General features: G+C 53.2%; 21 protein-coding genes and 1 tRNA gene. 16 read left to right on the top strand and 6 right to left on the bottom strand.

Going from position 1 to position 21,668, the window contains the following annotated elements:
- Positions 1-171 precede the first annotated feature (171 nt).
- The 14 genes from B4A77_RS05600 to B4A77_RS05535 all read left to right on the top strand — a co-directional run bounded on the left by B4A77_RS05600 (position 172) and on the right by B4A77_RS05535 (position 15,074).
- Complete coding sequence (locus B4A77_RS05600) at positions 172-1,029, top strand: TIGR02147 family protein (protein ID WP_290728829.1); 858 nt, start codon at positions 172-174, stop codon at positions 1,027-1,029.
- The gene (locus tag B4A77_RS05595) at positions 1,026-2,417 is read left to right on the top strand and encodes a carboxypeptidase regulatory-like domain-containing protein (protein WP_290739068.1); all 1,392 of its coding nucleotides are present in this window, start codon (positions 1,026-1,028) and stop codon (positions 2,415-2,417) included. Before B4A77_RS05600 ends, B4A77_RS05595 begins: the two co-directional genes overlap by 4 nt.
- Before the next feature lie 53 nt (positions 2,418-2,470).
- Positions 2,471-2,541: transfer RNA gene (locus B4A77_RS05590), tRNA-Gln, on the top strand.
- A 38-nt stretch (positions 2,542-2,579) separates the two neighbouring features.
- Positions 2,580-3,341, top strand: coding sequence for an RNA methyltransferase (locus B4A77_RS05585; protein ID WP_290728825.1), 762 nt, complete (start codon positions 2,580-2,582; stop codon positions 3,339-3,341).
- Positions 3,342-3,369: 28 nt separating this feature from the next.
- Entirely contained in the window at positions 3,370-4,893 is a 1,524-nt protein-coding gene (locus tag B4A77_RS05580) for a hypothetical protein (protein WP_290739065.1), read from the top strand.
- The gene (locus tag B4A77_RS05575) at positions 4,841-5,491 is read left to right on the top strand and encodes a DUF1007 family protein (RefSeq protein ID WP_349678379.1); all 651 of its coding nucleotides are present in this window, start codon (positions 4,841-4,843) and stop codon (positions 5,489-5,491) included. Before B4A77_RS05580 ends, B4A77_RS05575 begins: the two co-directional genes overlap by 53 nt.
- 52 nt (positions 5,492-5,543) lie before the next feature.
- Positions 5,544-7,682: an FISUMP domain-containing protein gene (locus tag B4A77_RS05570; RefSeq protein WP_290728819.1), complete on the top strand. Its 2,139-nt coding sequence runs from the start codon at positions 5,544-5,546 to the stop codon at positions 7,680-7,682.
- A gap of 67 nt (positions 7,683-7,749) precedes the next feature.
- Positions 7,750-8,550, top strand: coding sequence for a hypothetical protein (locus B4A77_RS05565; RefSeq protein ID WP_290727025.1), 801 nt, complete (start codon positions 7,750-7,752; stop codon positions 8,548-8,550).
- A 9-nt stretch (positions 8,551-8,559) separates the two neighbouring features.
- Positions 8,560-10,098: a PCMD domain-containing protein gene (locus B4A77_RS05560; RefSeq protein ID WP_290739062.1), complete on the top strand. Its 1,539-nt coding sequence runs from the start codon at positions 8,560-8,562 to the stop codon at positions 10,096-10,098.
- Positions 10,099-11,823, top strand: coding sequence for a PCMD domain-containing protein (locus B4A77_RS05555; RefSeq protein ID WP_290739059.1), 1,725 nt, complete (start codon positions 10,099-10,101; stop codon positions 11,821-11,823).
- 55 nt (positions 11,824-11,878) lie between these two features.
- Positions 11,879-12,529: a DUF3575 domain-containing protein gene (locus tag B4A77_RS05550; RefSeq protein WP_290739056.1), complete on the top strand. Its 651-nt coding sequence runs from the start codon at positions 11,879-11,881 to the stop codon at positions 12,527-12,529.
- Between the two features lie 41 nt (positions 12,530-12,570).
- A complete protein-coding gene (trxA, locus tag B4A77_RS05545) occupies positions 12,571-12,894 on the top strand; it encodes a thioredoxin (RefSeq protein WP_072808313.1) in 324 nt (107 codons plus the stop codon).
- 4 nt (positions 12,895-12,898) lie between these two features.
- Complete coding sequence (gene hisF / locus B4A77_RS05540; protein ID WP_290739053.1) at positions 12,899-13,690, top strand: imidazole glycerol phosphate synthase subunit HisF; 792 nt, start codon at positions 12,899-12,901, stop codon at positions 13,688-13,690.
- Between the two features lies 1 nt (position 13,691).
- Positions 13,692-15,074: a TldD/PmbA family protein gene (locus tag B4A77_RS05535; RefSeq protein ID WP_290739049.1), complete on the top strand. Its 1,383-nt coding sequence runs from the start codon at positions 13,692-13,694 to the stop codon at positions 15,072-15,074.
- Positions 15,075-15,090: 16 nt separating this feature from the next.
- Here the strand turns inward: B4A77_RS05535 and B4A77_RS05530 are convergent, their stop codons facing one another.
- The 3 genes from B4A77_RS05530 to B4A77_RS05520 are packed head-to-tail and all read right to left on the bottom strand — an operon-like array spanning position 15,091 to position 18,318.
- The gene (locus B4A77_RS05530; protein ID WP_290739046.1) at positions 15,091-16,533 is read right to left on the bottom strand and encodes a glycosyltransferase; all 1,443 of its coding nucleotides are present in this window, start codon (positions 16,531-16,533) and stop codon (positions 15,091-15,093) included.
- A complete protein-coding gene (gene hisA, locus B4A77_RS05525; protein WP_173365175.1) occupies positions 16,502-17,284 on the bottom strand; it encodes a phosphoribosylformimino-5-aminoimidazole carboxamide ribotide isomerase in 783 nt (260 codons plus the stop codon). The genes B4A77_RS05530 and hisA overlap by 32 nt, the downstream gene beginning before the upstream one ends.
- Positions 17,284-18,318 (bottom strand): hypothetical protein, encoded by a 1,035-nt coding sequence (locus B4A77_RS05520; protein ID WP_290727017.1) that lies wholly within the window; start codon positions 18,316-18,318, stop codon positions 17,284-17,286. The genes hisA and B4A77_RS05520 overlap by 1 nt, the downstream gene beginning before the upstream one ends.
- Before the next feature lie 102 nt (positions 18,319-18,420).
- On the opposite strand from B4A77_RS05520, the gene B4A77_RS05515 reads away from it, so the two are divergent.
- Positions 18,421-18,900 (top strand): GNAT family N-acetyltransferase, encoded by a 480-nt coding sequence (locus tag B4A77_RS05515; RefSeq protein ID WP_290739042.1) that lies wholly within the window; start codon positions 18,421-18,423, stop codon positions 18,898-18,900.
- Position 18,901: 1 nt separating this feature from the next.
- Here the strand turns inward: B4A77_RS05515 and B4A77_RS05510 are convergent, their stop codons facing one another.
- The 3 genes from B4A77_RS05510 to B4A77_RS05500 are packed head-to-tail and all read right to left on the bottom strand — an operon-like array spanning position 18,902 to position 21,071.
- Entirely contained in the window at positions 18,902-19,960 is a 1,059-nt protein-coding gene (locus tag B4A77_RS05510; RefSeq protein WP_349678381.1) for an MBL fold metallo-hydrolase, read from the bottom strand.
- Between the two features lie 40 nt (positions 19,961-20,000).
- Positions 20,001-20,582 (bottom strand): flavodoxin family protein, encoded by a 582-nt coding sequence (locus B4A77_RS05505; protein WP_290739036.1) that lies wholly within the window; start codon positions 20,580-20,582, stop codon positions 20,001-20,003.
- A 42-nt stretch (positions 20,583-20,624) separates the two neighbouring features.
- A complete protein-coding gene (locus B4A77_RS05500; RefSeq protein WP_290739033.1) occupies positions 20,625-21,071 on the bottom strand; it encodes a MerR family transcriptional regulator in 447 nt (148 codons plus the stop codon).
- Between the two features lie 147 nt (positions 21,072-21,218).
- On the opposite strand from B4A77_RS05500, the gene B4A77_RS05495 reads away from it, so the two are divergent.
- Entirely contained in the window at positions 21,219-21,623 is a 405-nt protein-coding gene (locus B4A77_RS05495; RefSeq protein WP_139259032.1) for a hypothetical protein, read from the top strand.
- Positions 21,624-21,668 lie beyond the last annotated feature (45 nt).

Here is a 21,668-nt window from a genome sequence, read left to right as displayed (position 1 = left end):
TTGGGTGTTCCCCAAATATATCCAAATTTTTTGGCAAAGGGTATAGGTGGAATACGAAAAGTGTTCTCGAAGTGTTCTTTTTTACCCAAAATTTGACAAATATCGCAAATTTTATCAAAAATCGTAAAAAGGGGGTGTTCCCGAGAAAATAAAAAATTATTTTTGTAAGCAATGAACGTCTACGCCTACTACAATTACAGGAAGTACCTGCAGGACTATTACGAGTACCGTAAGTCCGTCCAGCGCTACTTCTCGTACCGGTCCTTCGCGAAGAAGGCGGGCTACTCGTCGTCCGGACTCTATCTCGACCTCATCCGTGGCCGCAAGTCGCTCACCCCGCAGATGTTGCCCAAGTTTATCAAGGCGCTCGGCCTGAACGAACGCGAAAGCCGCTATTTTACCCTGATGGTGGATTTTACGCACGCGACGACTCCGGCGTCCAAGCAGCAGATCTTCGACCAGATGTCGGCACTTTTGCCCCGCACTGTCAAGACGCTCACCCGGAACCAGCAGGAATACTATAGCAAGTGGTACTACGTGGCTGTCCGCGAGGCGCTTTCGGTATTGAACATCAACGAGAAGAACATTCAGGAGGTGGCGCTCTTCCTGAATCCTAAAATTTCGCTCCCGCAGGCGAAGCAGGCCGTACAGCTCCTGCTCGACCTCGGGCTTATCGAGATTGCCGAGGACGGTTTCTACCGTTCCGTGAACAAGACCATATCGAGCGGCCGCGAAATCGCCCCGCTTTTCGGTCACCAGTTCCAGAAACAGATGATTGACCTTGCGAAAAACGCTCTTGACCATTATAGCACCGAACGCAGAAATGTATCTTGTACTACGATGAGTGTCTCGGCCGAGGGCCTGGAGCGCATCATCAACAAGATAGACGTGTTCCGCAAGGAAATCTTGGATATTGTACGGTCGGATAGTGGTGAATCCATGGTGTGTGAGTTGAATGTTCAGTTTTTCCCCCTCAGCAAGGAGAGGGAACCTTCGAAGTCCGTGGAGGACGTGGAGGACGCAACATGAAGAACTTTTTGAAGATTGCCGTCGCTTCGGCGGTTGCTCTTTGCGCCTGCTCCGATGGGGATAAGGTTGCCGGCACGGCGACCGATACCGAGAACATGATAACGGCGGAAGTTTCGGGCTCTGTTGTCCGGACGGACGGCTCGTATGCGAAGAATGCCGTGGTCCGCATGGCGCGTATCTACGATGAATCTGAAAATCTTTCCGTTCCCGAATTTGTCGAAGTCCGGACGGATACGGCGGGCGTGTTCGCGTTCGATTCCGCTATCGCCGACACGTTCCAGCTTGCTGTCGTGGACGAGGATGCAGAAGAAATCTCCTACATGCCGCGCGTAACGGCGGCGTCCAAGGAAGATTTCGAAAAGATCAAGCTCGAAAAGGCGGCCGTGTTCGGCGGAGTGCTTTTCTACGAGGAAGTGACCGAGCCTGCGGTGCCGGTCGGGTCGCACTTTATGGTGTACATGCCCGGCATGCCGTTCACGCAGAGCGTGTTCGCGGGAGATTCCTTCTCCATGATGATCCCTGCCGGCACGTGGTGGTTCGGGTTCTGCCCGGGCGACCCGCAGATCGTGGCTAAGCTCAAGGATTCGGGCGTTGCCGACAGCCTCATCTACCGCGTGTGGAACATGGATTCTGTCGAGGTCGAACCTGGCGATACGCTCCTTACGGGGCCGTTCCTCTGGAGCACCGAGTCCGAAGTGGATTCCCTGATGAACCAGCCGGAAGAACAAACGCCCGTTTCGCGCATTTCCGGCCGTGTAGCCTGCAAGAACGCTAAGGAGTGTGCCGGAGTGGAGGTCATGGCGATTACGGATCTCTTCGGCTTTGGCTTTGCAGGGGATGTCTCCGAATTTGTCGCCGAGACCACGACCGACAGTCTGGGACGCTGGTGGCTGCCGGTCCCGTCCGAAATTCCCGCCGACAGCTTCCGCGTGGAGTTCCGCGCGGTGGGCAAGGTGCCGGGGATGGGGCTCAGCCGCTACGTGATGAAGTCGGAAGTCGAGGCCCTGGAAGACACCTTGGACCTTGGTACGGTCGAACTTTCCAAGCCGTCGGGACTCAACAGCCGGATAGCCCTGGTTATCGACAAGCAGGATTCCAGCCAGTCGGACAACTGCATGATGAATAGCGTCGTTATCGGAGCGAAGGGAACCGCCCATTTTGTCCGCGCGGTGACGTGCAAGCCTTTGTCCATTGCCGAAATCCCGTCCGGGGAACAGGAACTGGTGCTTTATTCCGGCGATGCGAAGGTCATTTCGACGCTCCAGGATGCCGAAATGGCTTTCGACGAGTATGTGGTGAGCGTTTTTGTGAACCTCCCCGAAGGGGACGTGCTGGAATGGCAGGGAATGACCTATACCCCGCCCGCTTTGCCGAAATCTGTAAAATAATTGAATTTACCCCTTGCACGACAGAAGAAATTTTTCTAAAGTTGTGCCCACACTGAGCTATGGTGTAATGGTAGCACAACAGATTCTGACTCTGTTTGTCTAGGTTCGAATCCTGGTAGCTCAATAACCTCTCGCCCGAGAGGTTTTTTATTTTTGGTAAAAATGGAGTTCTTCGACTACTTTTCCAATCTTTTCGGCGACCGCTGGCCCGCACTGCTCGAATCCCTGAAGGGGGAGGGAAAGGCCACGGAGCTCCGCTTTGGCGAGAGCCTCGAACCCTACTATCTCGACGAGGCGTCCGTATTCGCGGCCTGCGCCCTGGGGGTATGTCCCGGAGACAGCGTGCTCGACATGTGCGCCGCTCCCGGCGGAAAGACGCTTGTGCTTGCCTCCATGCTCAAGGGCGAAGGCTTTTTGCAGAGCAATGATCGTTCTCCCGACAGGCGCCTACGGCTTTCGCATGTCATCGAGAATTCGCTCCCCGAGGAGTGGCGCAAGATAGTCTCGGTCTCGGGCTACGATGGCGTGAAGTTCGGGCTCCACCGCAAGGAATCCTACAGCAAGATTTTGCTCGACGCCCCTTGTTCTTCGGACCGCCATGTGCTGAATTCGCCGGAACATCTCAAGGTGTGGTCGGTAAAGCGCGTAAAGCGCCTTGCGGTGGAACAGGGCGGGCTCCTGGCTTCGGCAATCGATGCCCTGAAACCCGGCGGAACGCTCGTGTACGGGACCTGCGCACTTTCGCCCATGGAAAACGACGACGTGGTGAAGCGAATTCTCAAAAAGCGGCCCTCGATGCGCAGCGTGCAGATAGCGGAACTGCCCTCCGGCGCCGACCGTACTGAATTCGGCGTCCACATTTTGCCCGACCGTTGCGAAGGACGCGGCCCTATTTATTGTGCAAAACTCGAAAAGGCTCCCTAGTTTGGCTTTTTTTATATATCTTTAGACTATGCTGAAACGATTTGCTCCTTTCGTGTTTTTTGTTGTGTCCTTAGCTGCTGCCCTGGCGTTTGCTGCCGAGAGCCCTGCCGCTCCTGTATCTTCTGTGCCGGCCAAGGCCGATACGGCTACGACCCGCGAGGTTCCCGTCCGCTACTGGATTATTGGCGATTCCGTGGAGCAGGAGGCCATCTTTGTAAAGATTGAGAAGGATACTGTCTATCTGAGGGCCCTGGACGAATCTACGAAGAAAATCTTCGAGGAAATCAACGAGCAGGAGGCTGTCGCGCTCCAGGAAAGCAACGGCCAGAAGGTCGAGGAAGAAGACGAGTTCGAGGATGACGACAAGGCCGAACCCGCGAAGCCAGCCGAAATCATTATGACCGACGCCGTGAAGGATTCTTTGGCCGCGAAGTCCGATTCTGCCGCCGCTGCCGATTCCATTGCCGCCGCCGAGGCCGCGAAGGCTGCCGAGATTGCCGCCGATGCCGAGGACGACCTGGAAGCGGCCCTCGAAAAGGAAGAAAAGCGCCTCAAGATGGAAGAAGTCGCGAAGGTCGAGGCCGAAATCCGCGAACGTGAAATCCAGGACAGCCTTGCGAACGTTGTCGAAAACCCCTACATCAAGATTTTCAGGCTTGACCTCAAGCGCCTGTACAACCTCGAAGACAAGGTGATGATTGACCTTTCGCTTTCGAATTACGTGGTCCCGGTTGTCAAGGAAGAAGAGGAGACCATCGAACTTTATCCTGCAGGAAACGCGAACCTGTTCGTGACGTCGAATCCGGAAGCGTGCTCGCTCTTCGTGAACGGCATCCCGCTCCATCAGGTGGCGCCCGATACCATCAAGAATATCAAGCCGGGCAAGTACACTATCTCCGTGATGAGGGTGCTGCGCGACGTGGAATGGTGGGGTACGCAGACGGTAAAGATCAACGCGGACAGCCTGAACAAGGTGGATATCGCCGTGGAGCGCCCGTCGACGAGGCTTACGCTCAATACGAACCCCGAAGCGGTCGAGGTCTATATCGGCGAGGAACCTTCGGTGAACCACATGCCCGACTACGTGACCGACGTGGTGGTGGACGAAATCAAGCCGCAGCCGCAGCTGCAACTGTTTTTCCGCAAGGTGGGTTACCGCGATACGACCATCACGACAGAAGTCAAGGCGTTCATGCCGAACTTCATCAATGTCGAACTCCAGTCTATCGACGATGTCGAGTACATCCAGGGACAGAGGGAATTCAACCAGAAGCGCAGCGACCGCCGCATAGGTAAGGTGTTCCTGCTCAGTTCCATCGCGCCGATTGTCGCGGGTGGCATCCTCTGGTACTTGGCTGAACGCAACTGGGGCGATGCGGCCGACAAGAAGCACGAGTATGATCGTTCCGTGTTCGATAGCGAGAAGGCGCAGCGTCTCATCAAGGACAATCACGACTTGAACAAGCAGGGCGATGTCAAGGGCGGTGTCGCCATAGGGCTTGGGGCGCTCGGAATCGGCCTTCTGGTGGCGGGAGTTGTCTTTGTCTTCTAGTCTTTTTCGCACGGGGCGCCTGTCGGCGCTCCTTCTTTTTTTGGCATTTGCGGTGCTGGCCCATGCGCATCCGCATGTGTTTGCCGATATTACGGTAAAGGCGCTTTTTGATGCGTCCGGTTTTACGGGAGTCGAGAACCGCTGGGTCTACGACGAGATGTATAGCGCCGGGATGATGGCTTCCGCCGACCAGGATAAAGACGGGAAAATTTCGAAAAGCGAAGCGAAGATACTCGAATCCGCAATCCTTGACCCCATCAAGCAGCAAAACTATTTCAACTACGTGCAGGCGGGGACGGACTTCTTGAAGGTTTCCCGCATCAAGAATTTCAAGGCGGAACTGTCGAAAGGAAAACTGGTAATCGATTTTGTCGCGGAGCTTACGAAACCTGTTGCCGCCGACTGGACGATGCTCGTCGTTGTCGTTGCCGATCCGTCGAATTACATCCAGATGACGACGGATATGGAAAATGCGGATGTGCAGTCCCCGGAATCGCTTGAAGTGGAATATTTTGCTGACGGACTTGACGGTTTGTCTCTTTTCAAGGCCTTTCGTTCCGAAATAGAGGGCCTTTATCTGAGATACAAGAAAAAGTAGACCTTTGTCCTTGCCTATTATATATATTTGAATTGTTTGATAGGAGGACTTTATGCGTAATGAACTCGGCAAGTTGCTTTTCCCGGCGCTAATCGGGGGTGCGTTCCTGCTTCTGGCCTGTGATGGAGGTGACGGCCCGTCGAATCCCCGTGAAGGTGGCAATAATGATGAATACAATGCCTTTACGGACAAGCGCGATGGCAACGTCTACCGCGTTGTCGAGGTGGATGGCCGGATGTGGATGGCCGAAAATCTCAGGTACCGGGATGTCAAGGCCGACCCGATTCTCGAGGATAATTCCTGGTGCGCATCCGGTGACAAAAAGAAATGCGAAAAGGAAGGCTTTCTTTATAGCTGGGCGGCCGTGATGCTCGATTCGTCGTGTGCGGAATCGAAATGCGATGTTGTTTACCCGCACCGTGGAATCTGCCCCGAGGGCTGGCATGTCGCCGAGAATTACGAATGGCAGGAACTGTTCGATTTTGCCGCTGGGCAGGATTCGTTACTTGTGAAGTATCCCGGATTCGACTGGTCGCCTACGGGCATGTACTATGCGGACGAGGACTTGTTGATAGATGATATCGACTCTTACTACTGGACGTCGTCGGCCAGGGCAAGCAACGAGGCTTTCGTGTGGTTGCTCGAGGATGGCCTTGCGGATTTCTTTCATATTGAAAGCACGAAGGACAATGGCTTTGCGGTCCGCTGTGTTGCCGATTCGGGCGAAGTCAAACTCGACAAGTATGTCGAATTTGAAATACCGGAACGGCCTAGCTCGCATGAGGGGTCGTCTTCTTCAAGAAGGGTATATTCGAGTTCAAGTTCTTTCATGGAACGGTCATCGTCTTCGTACACAATAGATGTATCGTATGTGGCTGAGGGAGGGTTGAACGCATTCACGGACAAGCGCGATGGCAACGTCTACCGCGTCCTTACGGTAGGGCCGCAGATTTGGATGGTGGACAACCTGCGGTACAACGATACGGCGGCGTCCCCGGCTCTCAAGTCTTATAGCTGGTGCATCGGTTCTGGGGTTGATTGCGGAAAAGACGGTTATCTGTACGACTTCGCCGCTGTGATGGATGTTCCGGAATGTGCCTATTCTCTCTGCGAAGTTTCCTACCCGCACAGGGGTATCTGCCCGGAAGGCTGGCATGTTCCTTCCAATGATGAATGGGATTTCCTTTTGAAGGAAGCTGTCGCGTTGGGCGTGCCTCTCGATAGCTATCTCGGATTCCCCTCTGCCCCGACCGGTGAACATGGAAGCAAAACCACGATGGACAACTGTGCCCGCTACTGGACGGCGTCACAGGCGAATGCCGAAGCTTCGTACGAATATTACCGCTGCGGCAGAGATTCCAATTTCTATAGCCAAAGCTACAGAAAGTCGTATGGGTATGCGCTCCGTTGCGTTGCCGATTCGGGCGAGGTTAAACTCGACAAGTATATCATACCTGAGGAATCTTCGAGCAGTTCGGAAAAGTCGTCTTCTTCTTCGCGTCCTCAGTATTCGTGTGACTACTCGTGCTTTTCATCGTCGTCGAACGAAACGCTTGCGGAATCTTCGAGTAGCGAGGGCTATGTGTTCCGCGATGACCTGGAAACCTTCACGGACGAGCGTGATGGTGAAGTTTATCGTGTGGTGGAAATTGGCACGCAGGTCTGGATGGCGGAAAACCTGAGGTACGTCGACAGCACGGAAACGCCCGTCCTCAAGGGTTCCACATTCTGCTGGCAGGATGACCCCGAAAATTGCAAAGTGCGTGGGGCGCTTTACCTGTGGCATGCAGCAATGGGGAAGACAGAAGAAGAATGCGGGTATGAAAAGGATTGCTCGCTCGATAGCCCTGTTCGCGGAATTTGCCCTGCGGGATTCCACGTGCCGACGGATGATGAGTGGCTGCTGCTGCAGTCCGTTGTTGGAATTTATCCCGGGTCAAGAATGTGGGCGGTACCTCGCGGGACGGACGCCTACGGTTTTGGAGCGGTTCCGTCGGGGGAGATGGATGGTCGTGAAGGAAGGGCTTATTCCAGCGGAGAAAACGCCCACTACTGGAGCGCGACATCTTCGAATTCAAGGTCGGCCGTTGACTGGTACCTTCATGTCAATGAATTCAAGGGGCAATCCTTCGATAGACGCATGGGTTATGCAGTCCGTTGCGTCAGGGATGCCGAAAATACACCAGATTAGTTGAAATTTCTCACAGATAATTTTGAGGCTCTTTCTCATTGCCTTGTAAAAAGGTAAATTTAGGGGTATGAGAAAAGCCGCCTTTGTCGTATTTCTTTTGGCCTTTTTCCCCGTGTTTGCCCAGGAAAAGGTTTCGGATTCTGCCCAGGCCGTAGTTCCCGTGCAGACCGAGGAACTAAAGCCTGCAAAGAAATCGGGCCTTCTGGGTGCCCTTTTCCCGGTTGAACCGGACGAGTCGATTGCAAAAGGGAATTTTTATGCGGGCGCAACACTTTCGCTGATTCAGGCGAATACGGAAGACGATGCCTTGAACATTCTTATCGGCGATGTGTATGACGCTTACGGATACACGTTCACGGTAGAGGGATTCGGGGGCTATTTTATCCGCGATGCGATGGCGCTTGGCTTGCGAGCGGGCTATTCTCGCACTTGGTTCGATGTCGATTTCTCGCTTCTGGAAGACCTGATGGACGTGAAGGAGCGCCGCAAGTACGTGAGCAACGGCTTCTTTGTGCAGCCGCTTTTGAAAAATTACCTGAAGGTGCTGGATTCGCGCATTTTCTACCTCTTCAACGAGACTTCCGTTTTGGTGGAGTATTCCTACGGAATCTCGCAGACGGATGACGGCGAAGACCTGAAGAAAACCCGCAATACGGGCTGGTCCATCGAAGCGGGTATAAATCCGGGCATCTGCATCATGGTGTTGAACCGCATTGCTTTTGAAACATCGGTGGGACTTCTGGGGCTTAGCTCAAGCATCATCGATGTGGAAGAAAATGACGAAACAAAGAGCCGTGTCGTATATAATGTCGTCAATTTTACAATCAACCTCCTGGCGCTCAAGTTCTCGCTGGTGACGTTCTTCTAGGAGGTTCCAATGCGGTTTGCTTTTCAATGGAAGAAATTGCTGGGTGCGGGCTTTTTGTGCTCTTTTGCCTTTTTGCTGCACGCTTGCGCGGAGGAACCGGAAGTTCCTGTTGCAGCGCCTGAGATGTCCGAACTCTTTGAAGATGTAGACGATGCCAAAATCGACATCGAGTCGCACTTGATTGTGCTTCCCGATGGGCTAAATTCGTTTACGGTCGATAATATTGCGGCCCTTGGCGGCAGCAAGTGCTATCTCGCGCTCGACGACGATCCGGTAGATCCCGAAATTGACTGGGACAATCCCGTAAATACTGGTACGGAAATCGAACTTGGAGATGAAGATCTCCGGTTGGTCGTCCTTGACGACGAGAGTCGTGTCGTTGCTGTCTGGACTATAAGGTTGCCTGAAAAGAAATCCTCGAGTAGTGTAAAGGCGAAGTCGAGTTCTTCTAGTGAAAAATCTTCGTCGTCGGCAAAAAGTTCTTCTTCGGAAAAATCGAGCTCGTCGGAGGATGAGTCGTCGTCCAGTGTGACTCCCGAATCCAGTTCTAGCGAGGAATCGTCGAGTAGTGAAATGCCAGAGTCTAGCTCCAGCGAGGCGGTGAAACTTTCTGAACTTTCTGTCGCTAAGGGAACTGTGACGGTGAAAGATTCGCTTGTGTATGTGGAAGTGCCCTACGGAACGGACATCTCGAAGGTGAATCTTTTGCCGCTCGATACGGTGAACGACTTGCGGCACAGGGTAACGATGGAATTTGCGGATGATTCTGGGAAAGTTGCAACCTACAGCGTGGTTGCCGGAGTGCAGCTGCCCGGTTCCGACTTTAGCGCCCGCAACGACTTCTGGGCTACAACGAGCGATGCAATGGCGACGAAGACAACGTCTGCCGCCATAAAGGTCTCTTCGAAGGCGAATCTTGAATTCGATGGCGGTATGGCGACTGTTACGACCCGCGAAGTGGAAGGCTCATTCTTGTTTATTGATGGAAGCTGGAAGATGGCGGGCGGTTTCTACTTTAGCGGGGAATACGCAGGCGAGACGGCGCTGGATATTTATGAGCAGGGCTCTGACGGAGGTACACCTTCGACAGGCGATTCTTACATTGCAAATGACATGAGTTTCGGTAAGCCCTTTACTGCGCGTCCGGTTGCCTTCGAATTGAGGTATTCTTACCATCATGAGACTGGAAAATCTTCGGATTACCCTCAAAAGAGCCTCGTTTACGTGATGCTCGTGGGGAAGAACGGCAAGGTCGTGGCTACGGGGGCGTTCTCGGACGATGCGAGCGTGGATATGAAAAACCGTACGGTGAATCTTTCTTACGGCAGGGATCCGTTCGGGCTGCTTTCGGGAGAATACCCCGTCGCGGAAGGCCTTTCGCTTGGCAAGGGTGACGAGGATGTGGTCGCGATTCATGTGATGTTCGCTTCTTCCGCATACGCTCATGTCGTGAGTGGCGGGACGCTGGGCAATGATGACAAGTATCGTGGTGGCGAAAATTCGGCGCTTGTGCTGGATGACTTTAAACTGATTTATGAGGAGGAATAGATGAAGAAGTTTGCGATTTGCCCTCTTGAGTTCCTGCTCGTCGTTGTGGCGTCATTCCTTTTGCTTGTTGGCTGTACTGCGGACTACGATACGTTCGGCACGTCCGATTACCGGAAGATGAACGAGATTGCCTTTGAGGAACAGGATGGCAATGCGGCGGTCTATCCCGATGAACACAAGATTATGGTGACTCTCGCCGAGATTCCCGACAGTCTCGATACCTGGGATTCTGTGGCTATTGGCAATCTCGATATAAGCTCCATGGCGACGCTCCATCTCGTCACCAGCAAGTTCAAGGAGTTCCCGCAGGATTCCGCTGCATTGGATTCGCTTTCACAGGAGGTTTCGTATGCGAAGGAACGCTTGCGCGAAGGCGATAAGATTCGCATTCCTTCGAGCGGGATTGTCTATGTGGTGGTTGTTTCCGAAAGCGGTATTCCCGACTTGTGGCAGATCGCGTTTGAAATTCCCGAAAAGAAGGAATCGGACAAGTCGTCCTCTTCGGCAAAAGGCTCTAGCAAGTCATCGTCTTCGGCAAAAGATTCCGATAAGGATGATTCTTCGAGTAGCGCGAAGAAGGAGACGTCTAGCAGTTCTTCAAAGGGTGGCGATTCTGCAAGCAGTGGAAAGTCTTCGGCGAGTGGCGAGGAACCGGAATCCTCCTCGTCAGTGGAGGTGCCTGCGAATGCCCCGAAACTCCTCAGGTTTATTGCCGGCGCGGGAGAGGTCGAGGGCGAAATCGACCAGGATGCCGGTACGGTTTTCCTGAATATGGATTATGCAATTGATTTGGACTTGCGCGACCTTGAAATCAAGGGACTGGATCTTTCGGATGGCGCTACGGCAAATGTCAAGGTGGGCGAGTCCCACGACTTTTCGCGTGGATTGAAGGTGACTCTTTCTAATGACGATGCTGAGCGAACCTACACCGTGAAGGCGGGCTACCAGTATCCGGGCAGCGATTTCAACCACTGGGCGAAGGATGACTTTGGCAACAAGAACGATATCGACGGCTGGGACAATGGCAACAACTCCGCCATTTCGTCGACCAAGACTCTTACTGTGAACGAGGATGAAGAAGTTATCAAGATGGAATCGATAAATGCGACTGTTTTAGGCATAGGCCGCTTTGCGAGTGGCAACATGTTTATCGGCTATTTCAATCCCAAGGGCGTAGGCACGCTCAAGTTGACCAGCTACGACGACGGCAACGAACTCATAGATTTTGGCAGGCCGTTCTACGGTCGCCCGAAGTTTGTGGAATTCGACGTGAAGTACGAGGGCAAGAAGGATTCCTGTGACCTCTACGTGATTCTCGAACACCGCAGCCGCACGAGCAACGAGGGCAAGAACCAGTACCGCACGTCCAGCGACGTGAACACGATGGTGGCCTCTGCATGGTACCGCGCGACGACGGTCGAGAGCGAGGATGACCCGGATGTGGTCTCCATTACCGATGCCGGACGCGATGGCTACAAGACTATCCGCCTTGCGCTCAAGTATGGCCCCCCCCTAGAAGGGTCGCCGATTTTCAATTCTAGCGCTTTTAACAAGAACCTCAAGAATTCCGCCGGAATTGACAACCATATGGTGCAGACGGAAACCCCGGATGACTTTGACGTGACGCATATCCGCGTTGTCGTGGCATCCAGTGCGCTCGGAAATCTCTACAAGGGGACTGTCGGGGCTACTCTCTGGGTTGACGAGATGCGCTTGTTCTATTGATTTATTACTATATTTGATAACATATTTAACCATTCTTTACTAGAAGGAGATCAAAATGTTCAAACGAATCATTGTCACATCCCTCCTTGTCGCTGTTCTCGCGAATGCCCAGGACGATTATAGCTATGGGGATTCTGACGGAAGTAGCGCCACGCAGTCTAGCCAGGAAGCCCAGCCGGCTGCTTCGGCTCCGTCGGACGACTACTCCATGTCCGTGTCCATTCACCCGATATCGATGGCTATTTTCTCTCTTATTGGAATGCCTTCGATTATTGCGACGGTCGAAAATAATCTTGGCACCCACCTGTCCCTGGTATCCCGTCCGGAATTGATGTGGCTGGACGTTTCGGATAAGGATGAATCGATCAGCATGTTCTTGGTTGGCCTCTATGAAGGTGTCAGGTACTATTTTAGAGAAGGACATCGTGGTTGGTACGTCTCCCCGCAGATTGGCTATGAACATGTTTCGATGGAGTACACTTACAAATATGATCATGACGATGACAAGGAGGCTTCCGTGAATGCGTTTGTCTTTGTTGTTTATGGCGGTTATAAGTATACGAGCGGGCGCTTCGTCATGGCCATGGATGTCGGTATGGGTTATACGGTAATGTCGGGTTCTGCCAGCGATGCTGAAGATGCCGAGGAAATTGCCGGAAACGGTTTTGGTTTCGATCTGAACTTCTCCATGGGCTTTGCTTTCTAGCCTAGATTTTTCTATTTTTATCTACAAAAACGGAGATTTTTATGCCGGCAATACATTTGACTGCTGAAAATTTTGACAAGGCCATTTCTTCTGGTCAGCTTGTTTTTGTGGATTTCTGGGCAACCTGGTGCCGTCCGTGCATGATGATGGGCCCTATTATCGATGAACTTGCCGACGAATACAACGGCAAGGCCATTATCGCGAAGATGGACGTGGACAGCGATGGCGCGAAGGACATTTGCGCCCGCTTCGGCATCACGAACATCCCGAACATGAAGCTGTTCAAGAACGGCGTAGAAGTAGGAAACGTGGTGGGTGCCGTGCCCAAGGCGACCGTCAAGGCCGTCATCGACAGGAACCTGTAGTTCCATGTTGACAAAACGTCTGATTGTTTGCCTCGATGTCCGCAACCGCAAGGTGACGAAGGGCGTCAAGTTCAAGGGCAATATCGATATTGGCGACCCTGTGGAAATGGGGGCGCAGTATAGTATCGATGGCGTGGACGAGCTCGTTTTTTACGATATTACAGCGAGCGCCGAGAACCGCCCGTGCGACATGGAAATGATACGCCAGATTGCTAAGCGCGTGTTTATTCCGTTTGCCGTAGGTGGCGGAATCCGCAACCTCGACGACATGCACGAGGCCCTGCTCGCAGGTGCCGAGAAGGTGAGCGTGAACAGCCTCGCCGTGCTGCATCCCGAAATCATAGTCGATGGCGCGAAGGCGTTTGGTCGCCAGTGCGTAGTGCTCGGCATGGACGCCAAGTTCGTGGGTGTTTCGGACAAGTTCAAAAGCGGCTACGAGGTGTATATCCGTGGCGGTCGCCAGGCGATGGGCATCGATGCTGTCGAGTGGGCGAAAAAGGCCGAAGATTTGGGCGTGGGCGAGATTTGCCTGAACGCCATTGATACCGACGGCGTGCGCAACGGCTACGAACTCAACATCACCGACCAGGTGGCGCGAGCCGTGCAGGTGCCGGTGATTGCGAGCGGTGGCGCAGGTACTCCGACGCATATCGTGGACTTGTTCCGCAAGACTTCTGCCGATGCGGCGCTGGTTGCTTCGATGGTTCACTTCGGCGACTACACGGTTCCCGGAATCAAGAAGGAAATGCTTGCTGCGGGAATCCCCGTGCGCAAGAAGATGAACGGCGAGGTTTAAAGTGAATCCGTCAGTCGCTGTCAAGATTTTCGAGGCGGGCAAGGCTGCCGGCGCCGACTTTGTCGAAATTTTCGAAGAAGAAACCCGTAGCTCATCTCTTGGACTTAAGGATCGCCATATAGAGACTGCAACGGCAGGGACAGAATACGGTATCGGCATTCGCCTCTTGTACGGGACCGAGGTCCTTTACGGCTTTACGAGCGATGATAGCGAAGATGCTCTGGTCAAATTGGTGCAGACGCTTGCTTTTGGACGTATCGCCGGCATGTCGGCGAAACCTGTAGAATTTGCACCTCGGAAGCGCGTGGCGGATTTTAATGCGGATGCGTTCCGCGATCCTCGTGTGCTTGGGCAGGCGGTCAAGCAAGATTTTCTTTTCCGTGCCGACAAGGCAGCTCGTGAAATTTCGGACAAGGTAGTCCAGGTGGGCGTTTCGGTAACGGATTCCTGTTCCATGATAACGCTCATGAACAGCGAGGGCTTGAATCTCGTTCTGGATCGTTCTCGTCTCCGTGTGAACGTAACGGTCACGGCGACGGATGGAACCGAGAGATTGACGACGCACGAAGCTCCGGGCGCACTTGGCGGCTACGAACTTCTCGATAATTACTCTCCGGAGGAATTGGCGACGGTCTGTGCCGAACGCGTCGTGCGTATGCTCGATGCAGGCTACATTGCAGGCGGTCAGATGCCCGTGGTGATGGGTAACGGCTTTGGTGGTGTAATTTTCCACGAGGCGTGCGGCCATCCGCTCGAAACGGAAGCGGTGCGTCGTGGTGCTAGTCCCTTCTGTGGTAAACTCGGTGAGGCTATTGGCCAACCGTGCCTTACAGCCATTGACGATGGCACGCTCGATGGCGTGTGGGGAAGTCTCAAGTTCGATGACGAAGGGATGCCCACGCAGCGCACGACTCTTATCGAGAATGGTATTTTGAAAACTTACATGAGCGACCGCGTGGGCGCTGCCGAAGTGGGGATTGCCCGCACGGGGTCTGCCCGTCGCGAAAGCTACAAGTACGCACCCGTGAGCCGCATGCGAAACACGTTTATCGCACCTGGCAAGGATACGCTCGATTCCATGATTGCGAGCGTCGACAATGGTCTCTATGCAGCTCGCATGGCAGGCGGCTCCGTGAACCCTGCGACGGGCGAGTTCAATTTCGCGGTCGACGAAGGCTATGTCATCCGCAATGGCAAGATTTGCGAACCTGTGCGCGGGGCTGCTCTCATCGGCAAGGGGCACGAAATCATGCCGCGCATCAGCATGGTCGGGAGTGACTGGGAATTGGCTGCGGGAGTCTGCGGAGCCTCTTCGGGACATGTGCCCGTGACCGTGGGACAGCCGAGCATTAAGGTCGATCAGATCCTCGTCGGCGGCCGCTAGACGATACTTTTGCTTTTTATAGCCCGTAGGCTTCTTTCTTCAGTTTCCTGAAATACTCGAACTGAGCCCTGGTGGAACTCTGCATCGTGTATTTGCGCGTGCGTTCGTATGCGGTCTCGCGCATTTTCCGGTATGCTTCCGGTTCTTCGAGATAGAGGCGTCGGCTTTCTTCCAGCGCATCGAGCCAGGCGTTTTCTTCGATGGGGAGAATGTGCCCGGCATCGTTGTCCATCACGATGTCGTGGGGACCGCCATAGTCGCTTACGAGGGCGGGGGTCCCCGTCGCCATGGCTTCGACCACGACGTTTCCGAAAGTATCGGTTACGCTCGGGAATAGGAAAAAGTCTGAATCTGCGTAGAGGCTTGCGAGAGTGTCGCCGCCCTGTTCTCCGGCAAAGTGCACGCTGCTGTCGCCTTCGAAGAACTTCTTGATTTCTTCGAGATACCAGCCGTAACCAACATACAAGAGTTCCACATCATTGTGCTTGGCCGCGAATTTTTTCCACACGCTGTTCAGGAATTCCAGGTTCTTTTCTTTCGAGATGCGACCGATGAACGAGTATCGCACCTTGCGCTCGGCTTGTGCTGATGCTGCGGTGCCGTTGAACTGTTCCCACACGCCTTTGCCGCGCAGGTCGGGCGAGAATTTTTCGAGCGGGAGTCCACGGGGTAGAATCTGGACCTGGTTCTTGGGAACTTTCAGTTGCGAGGTGAGAATGTCTGCGTAGTCCTTGCAGGGGCTTACGACGGGTTTGGTCATGCCATAGAAGGTTTTCATGAGCCAAAGCACGAAATAGTACATCCACTTTGCCTTTACAAGCGTGCGCGTGTAGGTGGGCACGTCGGTGCGGTAGTGGCTGAATACCTTGATGCCCGCAACCTTTGCACAGAAGCATACGAGCCAGGCGCCGGGACTCGGCGTCTCAAGTTCGATGAGGTCGACGGGGTAGCGTTTGAGCAGTCGTAGAACGGGGCCTATGCGCGGAATGGCGAGTTCGCTGTTCGCGTACCCGAGCTGTTCCATGCTGAACAGGCGCGGAAGCAAAATGCAGTAGCTGTTTTCGACGACACCGCAGGGGCGCGTGTTGAACGCGCTTCCCGCAAGGAAAGCCTTCATGTTGTGGGCGCGCATGTAGGGAATCACGTTTCTCAGGTTGTTTGCGATTCCGTTTGTTTCGTCCAGGTTGTCGGAGTAGAAAAGGATGCGCACGTCGTCGGCGGGACGCTTTTTGCGTTCCTGCTTTAAATAGAAGCGTAGCTTAAGGAGCTTGGGAACGTTTACGAGGAATGCCAAGAATACTACGGGCGGAATCAAGCCGGTGCGGAGGTTTCCTGGGGGCTGGTGTCTGAAACTGAACATCTTCCTGAAGGTGCTCGTGACAGTGCGCCCGAAGATATGGGGGCGCGAATCCAGCGCGTCGGTCGCCTTAAACTTTGTTGAACCTGACGCAGTCTTCATATTTTACTCCTTTGCCACCGAAAAGGTCAAGGGCCGATCCGATGGTGAGGTCAATCTTTCCGTTAGAAATTTTTTTGCAATGTTCAAGGTCGGCAAGTGACTTGGCTCCCCCCGCGTAGGTGCAGGGAATAGGGCTGTTTTCTGCTAGGAAAACGATAAGTTCATCGTCCATGCCTTGCTGCTTGCCTTCCACGTCGGCGGCATGAATCAGGAATTCGTCGCAATAGCGCGAAAGGTCGTTTAGCGTCTCTGCCGTAATCTCGATATCGATGAGCGTTTGCCAACGGTTAATGGCGATCTTCCAACGGGGCCTTGCATTGCTATACGTGTCAGCTGTGCGCTTGCAGCTCAGGTCAAGGACGAGATGCTTGCGGCCTACGGTTGCCGATAGCAGTTCGAGCCTTTCGCGGTCGAGCTTGCCTTCTGGAAAAATCCAGCTTGTCACAATAACATGCGATGCGCCCGCATCGATATATTCGCGAGCGTTTTCGGCGTTGATTCCGCCTCCGACCTGCAGTCCTCCGGGGTATGCCGCGAGGGCTGCTTTTGCCGCTTTGTCGTTTCCCTTTCCGAGCATGATTACATGCCCGCCCTTGATTCCATCTTTTTTGTAGAGCTCGGCGAACCAGGCTGGGGAACGATCGGTCTCGAAATTCGTCTTGAGTCCTTCTCCGCTGTCAGAGAGGGAACTTCCGACAATCTGCTTTACGCGGCCGTCGTGCAGGTCTATGCAGGGGCGGAACTTGGTCATTAGTCCTTCACTCCAGTGACCGTCCAGTCAATTTTTTTGCCGTTGCTTCCATCGCTACGGCCGCGGTAGAACAGGACTTCGCCACCGGCTGCCATCTTCATCGCCTTTTTCGCGATCCAACCGTCTACCTTGTCCAAGAGGCTTGCTTTTTGGTAAGTCTTGTTCACGGGGAAACTGAGCATGGGGGAGGCATCTTTCCATTCAATGGCGAGCGGATTCTTGGGGAATTTCTTCCCGTTGTAGGTCTCTTCGCCTTCCTTGATGCTTGCCGGGATTACGACCTTGGAACCGTTTCCGTCGTTGTAGAGCGCATAGCCGAAGGACTTCCCGTCCTTGGTGAGCGAGATGCGTCCTGCGAACATCGGGTTCCTCGCATTCGTGCTGAAATTCAGCGAGCGAATGGTGAGATCCGTTGCCTGTACCGTTTGCCAGGTCTGGTCCATGTAGGCGTATCCCTTAACGGCGATGGTGTCTTCGTTGTAGCCGATGCGGCCCGAGACACGGCCATAGGGAATATGGATGTATTGGGCGAACTTGTCGTTGCCGACTTTCCAGATGCCGTCTCCGTTGACCTTGCCCTGTTCGGCGCTTTCAAATGTCAAATCCAGGAAAAATTTTCCCTCCTTGTCGGCGGTAAAATACACGCGGTGGCCCTTGCCGGGCTTGCCTTCCATCGCATATTCACCCTTGATATCGATGGATGTTTTTTCCTTGAGAACTTTCAGGCGCTCCGGAGGATACTGGCGTCCGACGGCGTGGGTCTTGCTCTTGAAATTCCAGAAGGTCAGGTCGCAGCCGACTTTTTTGCCGGACGCCGGAACATATAGCGTGGAGTAGTTTACAAAAGCACGGGTGCCGTTGTCAAATACAAACTGGTAGCTCCATGTTTCGTTGAATTCCTTTGCGCTATTTTGGTGTGGCAAGAAGTCATTTGCTGTAAGGTTACGCGTTGCTCCTGACGGTGCAGAAACATCGACTGCATAGACGGTTGCCACAGCAAAAGCCAGGAGTACAGAAAAAATAATGTTTGTCATTTTGTTCATCATATAAAAAAATAGAAAAAAGGGTTATGAAAAAGCATCCTGCTATCGCAAATCAGTGCAGAATTGTGTCCCATGAATAACTATATTTATTTTATGGTTATCAGGCAGTACAACGAAGCGGACCTTGCGGCAATGATCCGCATCTGGAACGAGGTGGTCGAAGACGGCATCGCCTTCCCGCAAGAGGACTTGCTCACTCCCGAAACCGGCAAGCAGTTCTTTGCCGCACAGACTTATTGCGCTGTTGCGGTCGAGGGCGGCAAGATTTTCGGGCTATACATTCTTCACCCGAATAACGTGGGCCGTTGCGGCCACATTTCAAATGCGAGCTACGCGGTCGCTTCGGAATCCAGGGGCAAGCACATCGGCGAAAAGCTGGTGAAGGACTGTCTCGAACAAGCTAAGAAGCACGGCTTCGGAGTATTGCAGTTTAATGCCGTCGTCGAAAGCAACACGCACGCGCGGCACCTGTACGAACGCCTCGGATTTGTCCAGCTCGGAACCATTCCGAAAGGTTTTCGAATGAAAGACGGGCATTACGAAAACATCTGCCCGTATTATCACGAGTTGTAATTTACTCCAGGTACACGACCTCACCCATTTGCTGCATAAGCACGGGCTTGCCCGATTCCTGGGCGGCGCGTTTCGCATTTTCCAGCGGTTCCGTGTACGAATGTTTGCTCAGGCAGAACTTGGAATGGTGAACGGTCATGTAGCGGTTCGCGCCGAGTTCCACCATTTCCTTGCCCAGGTATTCCGGCATGGTGTGGATAAGCGACCAGTCCTTGTTATACTGCCCGTTTTCAAGAATCGCCAAATCGATATCGGTGAATTTCTTTCCGATTTTCTCGAAGTGCGGGCCATAACCCGTATCGCCGCCAATCCAAACGGTGCGCTTAGGAGACTTGAACGCAAAAGAAGCCCACAGAGTCTTGTTCTGGTGCAAATCACGACCCGAAAAATGCCTTGCCGGAGTCGCTGTCACATAAAATCCTTCGCCCAGGTCAACAGATTCCCACCAGTCGAGTTCTACGAGTTTTTCCACCGGGTAGCCCCAGTATTCAAAATGCTCGCCCACGCCGAGGCCAGTCACCACGCGCTTTACGCGGGGTTCCAGTTCCGTAACCACCTGGTAATCCAGATGATCCCAGTGGTCATGCGTAATCACCAGGTAGTCAATATCCGGCATGTCGGCAGGCTTGTAGATGTCCGTTCCCTTGAACATCTTGTTCACGAAACTCACCGGCGAACCCTGATAGAAAACCGGGTCCACCAGCACCTTCTTTCCTGACAAATTAAGCAGGTACGAAGAGTGTCCGAACCATACAATCCAATCGCGGTCCTGCGGTAGCGACTTCAAGTCCGTCTTGAACACGTTCAATGCGGTATCGGGAACGGTCTGACTCTTGTCTCCGAACAGGAAATCCTTCCATACGGCAAACACGCTCCTGTCGCCCGTCATGGTGACGGTTTCTACCTCGTTCACGAACTGCTTTCCGTCGTAATTCGGCGACTGCTTGATACGTTCAAGGCGCTTGCCTTGTGGAATATGGCCGAAGCTCGCCTGCGATAAGAACAACACGCCCACATCTCCCAAAATAAAAAGTACAGATAAGATAATCGCCGTAATCATGAGTTTTTTATTCTTTCTAAAACGCAAGCGAATCTTCCCTCTATCGTATAAAGTTCGTGAAGATTTTCTTTTCGGCAACGGGCTGCACGACACCCGCCTTCTTGCCCGCTTCGATGCTCTTCAGGATCCACGCCATGTTGCGGCCCAGTTCCTTCATCACCTGCACGCCTTCCTCATCCTTCAGCACATCTTCCGGGCTGGAACCGTGAACCATGTTCCAATAGCGAGATGTCACCAGGGGCTGTTGCGCAAAGGTGGGGTACTTGTTCAGGGCGTCGAGCGTTGCGGTAGTGCCGGCACGGCGGGCAGAGGCAACCGTTGCGGCAGGCTTAAAGAGCAGTTCCGCTTCGGCAATGCCGTAAAGCCTGTCCAGGAACATCAGCATCTCGCCACTCGGGGATGCGTAATACACCGGAGAGCCGTAGACGACGGCGTCGGCCGTTTTAAGGATTTCCTTGGCTTCGTGAACCACGGCGTCGGTTTCTCCCTTCAGCACGCGGCCACCCACAAAGAAAATTTCCGTCTCGATGCCAGCGGCCTTGAGTTCGCCGGCCACGAGGCTCAGCGCCGTGTAGGTGCAGCCCTTTTCGCGACGGCTTCCATTGAATAAAACGACCTTCATGATAAATTCCTTTGTTATAAAAAATGTTTCTTTATTAAAATTCTACTTGTCAAAATCGTCCGGGGACTCGAACAACTTTTTCTTCAGCTGCATGAAACGCCTTTCGTTGGTGGCGATGTCCAGGTTCCCCACCCGAACGGCTTCCCGATACAGGAGTTCCTTAAAGCGAATCTTGTTCATGACCACTGTAAGGCGGGCCATTTCCTTTTCAAGAATCTTGCGGCGGTTTTCAAAAAGGGAAAGTCTTTGGGCAAGCGTAGAATCGCCCTCGTTGAACCACTCGATGTACTGGCGAATCTCCTTGATTTGCAGTCCCGAATCCTTGAGGCATTCGATCATGGTAAGCCAGCGAAGGTCTTCGTCGCTGTAGGCCCGCACACCCGAGGCATTCTTCTTGACAAAGGGAAGCAGGCCCTCTTTTTCGTAGTAACGCAGGGTATGGGCCGAAAGCCCAGTCTTCTTGACGACATCACCTATGGAGTAACTCATATTTACAAAATATAAATATTTTCGCCCAAATGATAGAGTTAGAGCAAACTCTAAATAAAATTTTTCAACTTTTTTCACAAAAACTCAACACCTAGAGTAAACTCTAAGTATTATATTTCTTATAGAACTTATTCAAAAGGAGATTTTATGTGCTGTTTTGTCGTGCCCATGGCCGAAGCGGTCGTCACCACCATCGCAACCCTCGTGTTGCAACAGACCGACAAGTCCAAAAGTGAATCCAGGAACCTGGAAGCCGCTGTTTCCGGCGCTCCGCAGCCCTTCTATAAAAGCCTGCGCCTGCTTGCCCGTATGCTCTGGCTCGTGACCGGCGTCCTGATTATCGACCATGTCATGAACGGAGAACTCATGTGGAGTTATCCCTTCTTTACCGCAGCCACAAGCCCCGAAGGTGTTTCCGAGATGGTGCGGGAAATGTCAACGGTAGGCGTTGCCATGTCGGCATTTATCACGTCCGTATGGGCGGTGATGATTATCGCACGCAAGTACAAGGCCCAATCCCTCGCCAAGGCCGAGGTCCACACCAACCACTAAATAAGCAACTGCCTGGATTCTATCGAACCTTCGGTTCTCCAGAAT

The organism is Fibrobacter sp. UBA3718, assembly GCF_002371935.1.
Lineage (GTDB): Bacteria > Fibrobacterota > Fibrobacteria > Fibrobacterales > Fibrobacteraceae > Fibrobacter.
This window is presented reverse-complemented; position numbering and strand designations above follow the sequence as displayed.

Bases quoted from the DNA above. Each gene is read 5' to 3' on its own strand.
- trxA (WP_072808313.1), top strand. From the start codon at position 12,571: ATGCCGGCAATACATTTGACTGCTGAAAATTTTGACAAGGCCATTTCT.
- B4A77_RS05550 (WP_290739056.1), top strand. From the start codon at position 11,879: ATGTTCAAACGAATCATTGTCACATCCCTCCTTGTCGCTGTTCTCGCG.
- B4A77_RS05520 (WP_290727017.1), bottom strand. From the start codon at position 18,318: ATGACAAACATTATTTTTTCTGTACTCCTGGCTTTTGCTGTGGCAACC.
- B4A77_RS05495 (WP_139259032.1), top strand. From the start codon at position 21,219: ATGTGCTGTTTTGTCGTGCCCATGGCCGAAGCGGTCGTCACCACCATC.
- B4A77_RS05570 (WP_290728819.1), top strand. From the start codon at position 5,544: ATGCGTAATGAACTCGGCAAGTTGCTTTTCCCGGCGCTAATCGGGGGT.
- B4A77_RS05510 (WP_349678381.1), bottom strand. From the start codon at position 19,960: ATGATTACGGCGATTATCTTATCTGTACTTTTTATTTTGGGAGATGTG.
- B4A77_RS05595 (WP_290739068.1), top strand. From the start codon at position 1,026: ATGAAGAACTTTTTGAAGATTGCCGTCGCTTCGGCGGTTGCTCTTTGC.
- B4A77_RS05560 (WP_290739062.1), top strand. From the start codon at position 8,560: ATGCGGTTTGCTTTTCAATGGAAGAAATTGCTGGGTGCGGGCTTTTTG.
- B4A77_RS05505 (WP_290739036.1), bottom strand. From the start codon at position 20,582: ATGAAGGTCGTTTTATTCAATGGAAGCCGTCGCGAAAAGGGCTGCACC.
- B4A77_RS05555 (WP_290739059.1), top strand. From the start codon at position 10,099: ATGAAGAAGTTTGCGATTTGCCCTCTTGAGTTCCTGCTCGTCGTTGTG.
- B4A77_RS05500 (WP_290739033.1), bottom strand. From the start codon at position 21,071: ATGAGTTACTCCATAGGTGATGTCGTCAAGAAGACTGGGCTTTCGGCC.
- B4A77_RS05580 (WP_290739065.1), top strand. From the start codon at position 3,370: ATGCTGAAACGATTTGCTCCTTTCGTGTTTTTTGTTGTGTCCTTAGCT.
- B4A77_RS05585 (WP_290728825.1), top strand. From the start codon at position 2,580: ATGGAGTTCTTCGACTACTTTTCCAATCTTTTCGGCGACCGCTGGCCC.
- B4A77_RS05530 (WP_290739046.1), bottom strand. From the start codon at position 16,533: ATGAAGACTGCGTCAGGTTCAACAAAGTTTAAGGCGACCGACGCGCTG.
- B4A77_RS05515 (WP_290739042.1), top strand. From the start codon at position 18,421: ATGGTTATCAGGCAGTACAACGAAGCGGACCTTGCGGCAATGATCCGC.
- B4A77_RS05565 (WP_290727025.1), top strand. From the start codon at position 7,750: ATGAGAAAAGCCGCCTTTGTCGTATTTCTTTTGGCCTTTTTCCCCGTG.
- hisF (WP_290739053.1), top strand. From the start codon at position 12,899: ATGTTGACAAAACGTCTGATTGTTTGCCTCGATGTCCGCAACCGCAAG.
- hisA (WP_173365175.1), bottom strand. From the start codon at position 17,284: ATGACCAAGTTCCGCCCCTGCATAGACCTGCACGACGGCCGCGTAAAG.
- B4A77_RS05600 (WP_290728829.1), top strand. From the start codon at position 172: ATGAACGTCTACGCCTACTACAATTACAGGAAGTACCTGCAGGACTAT.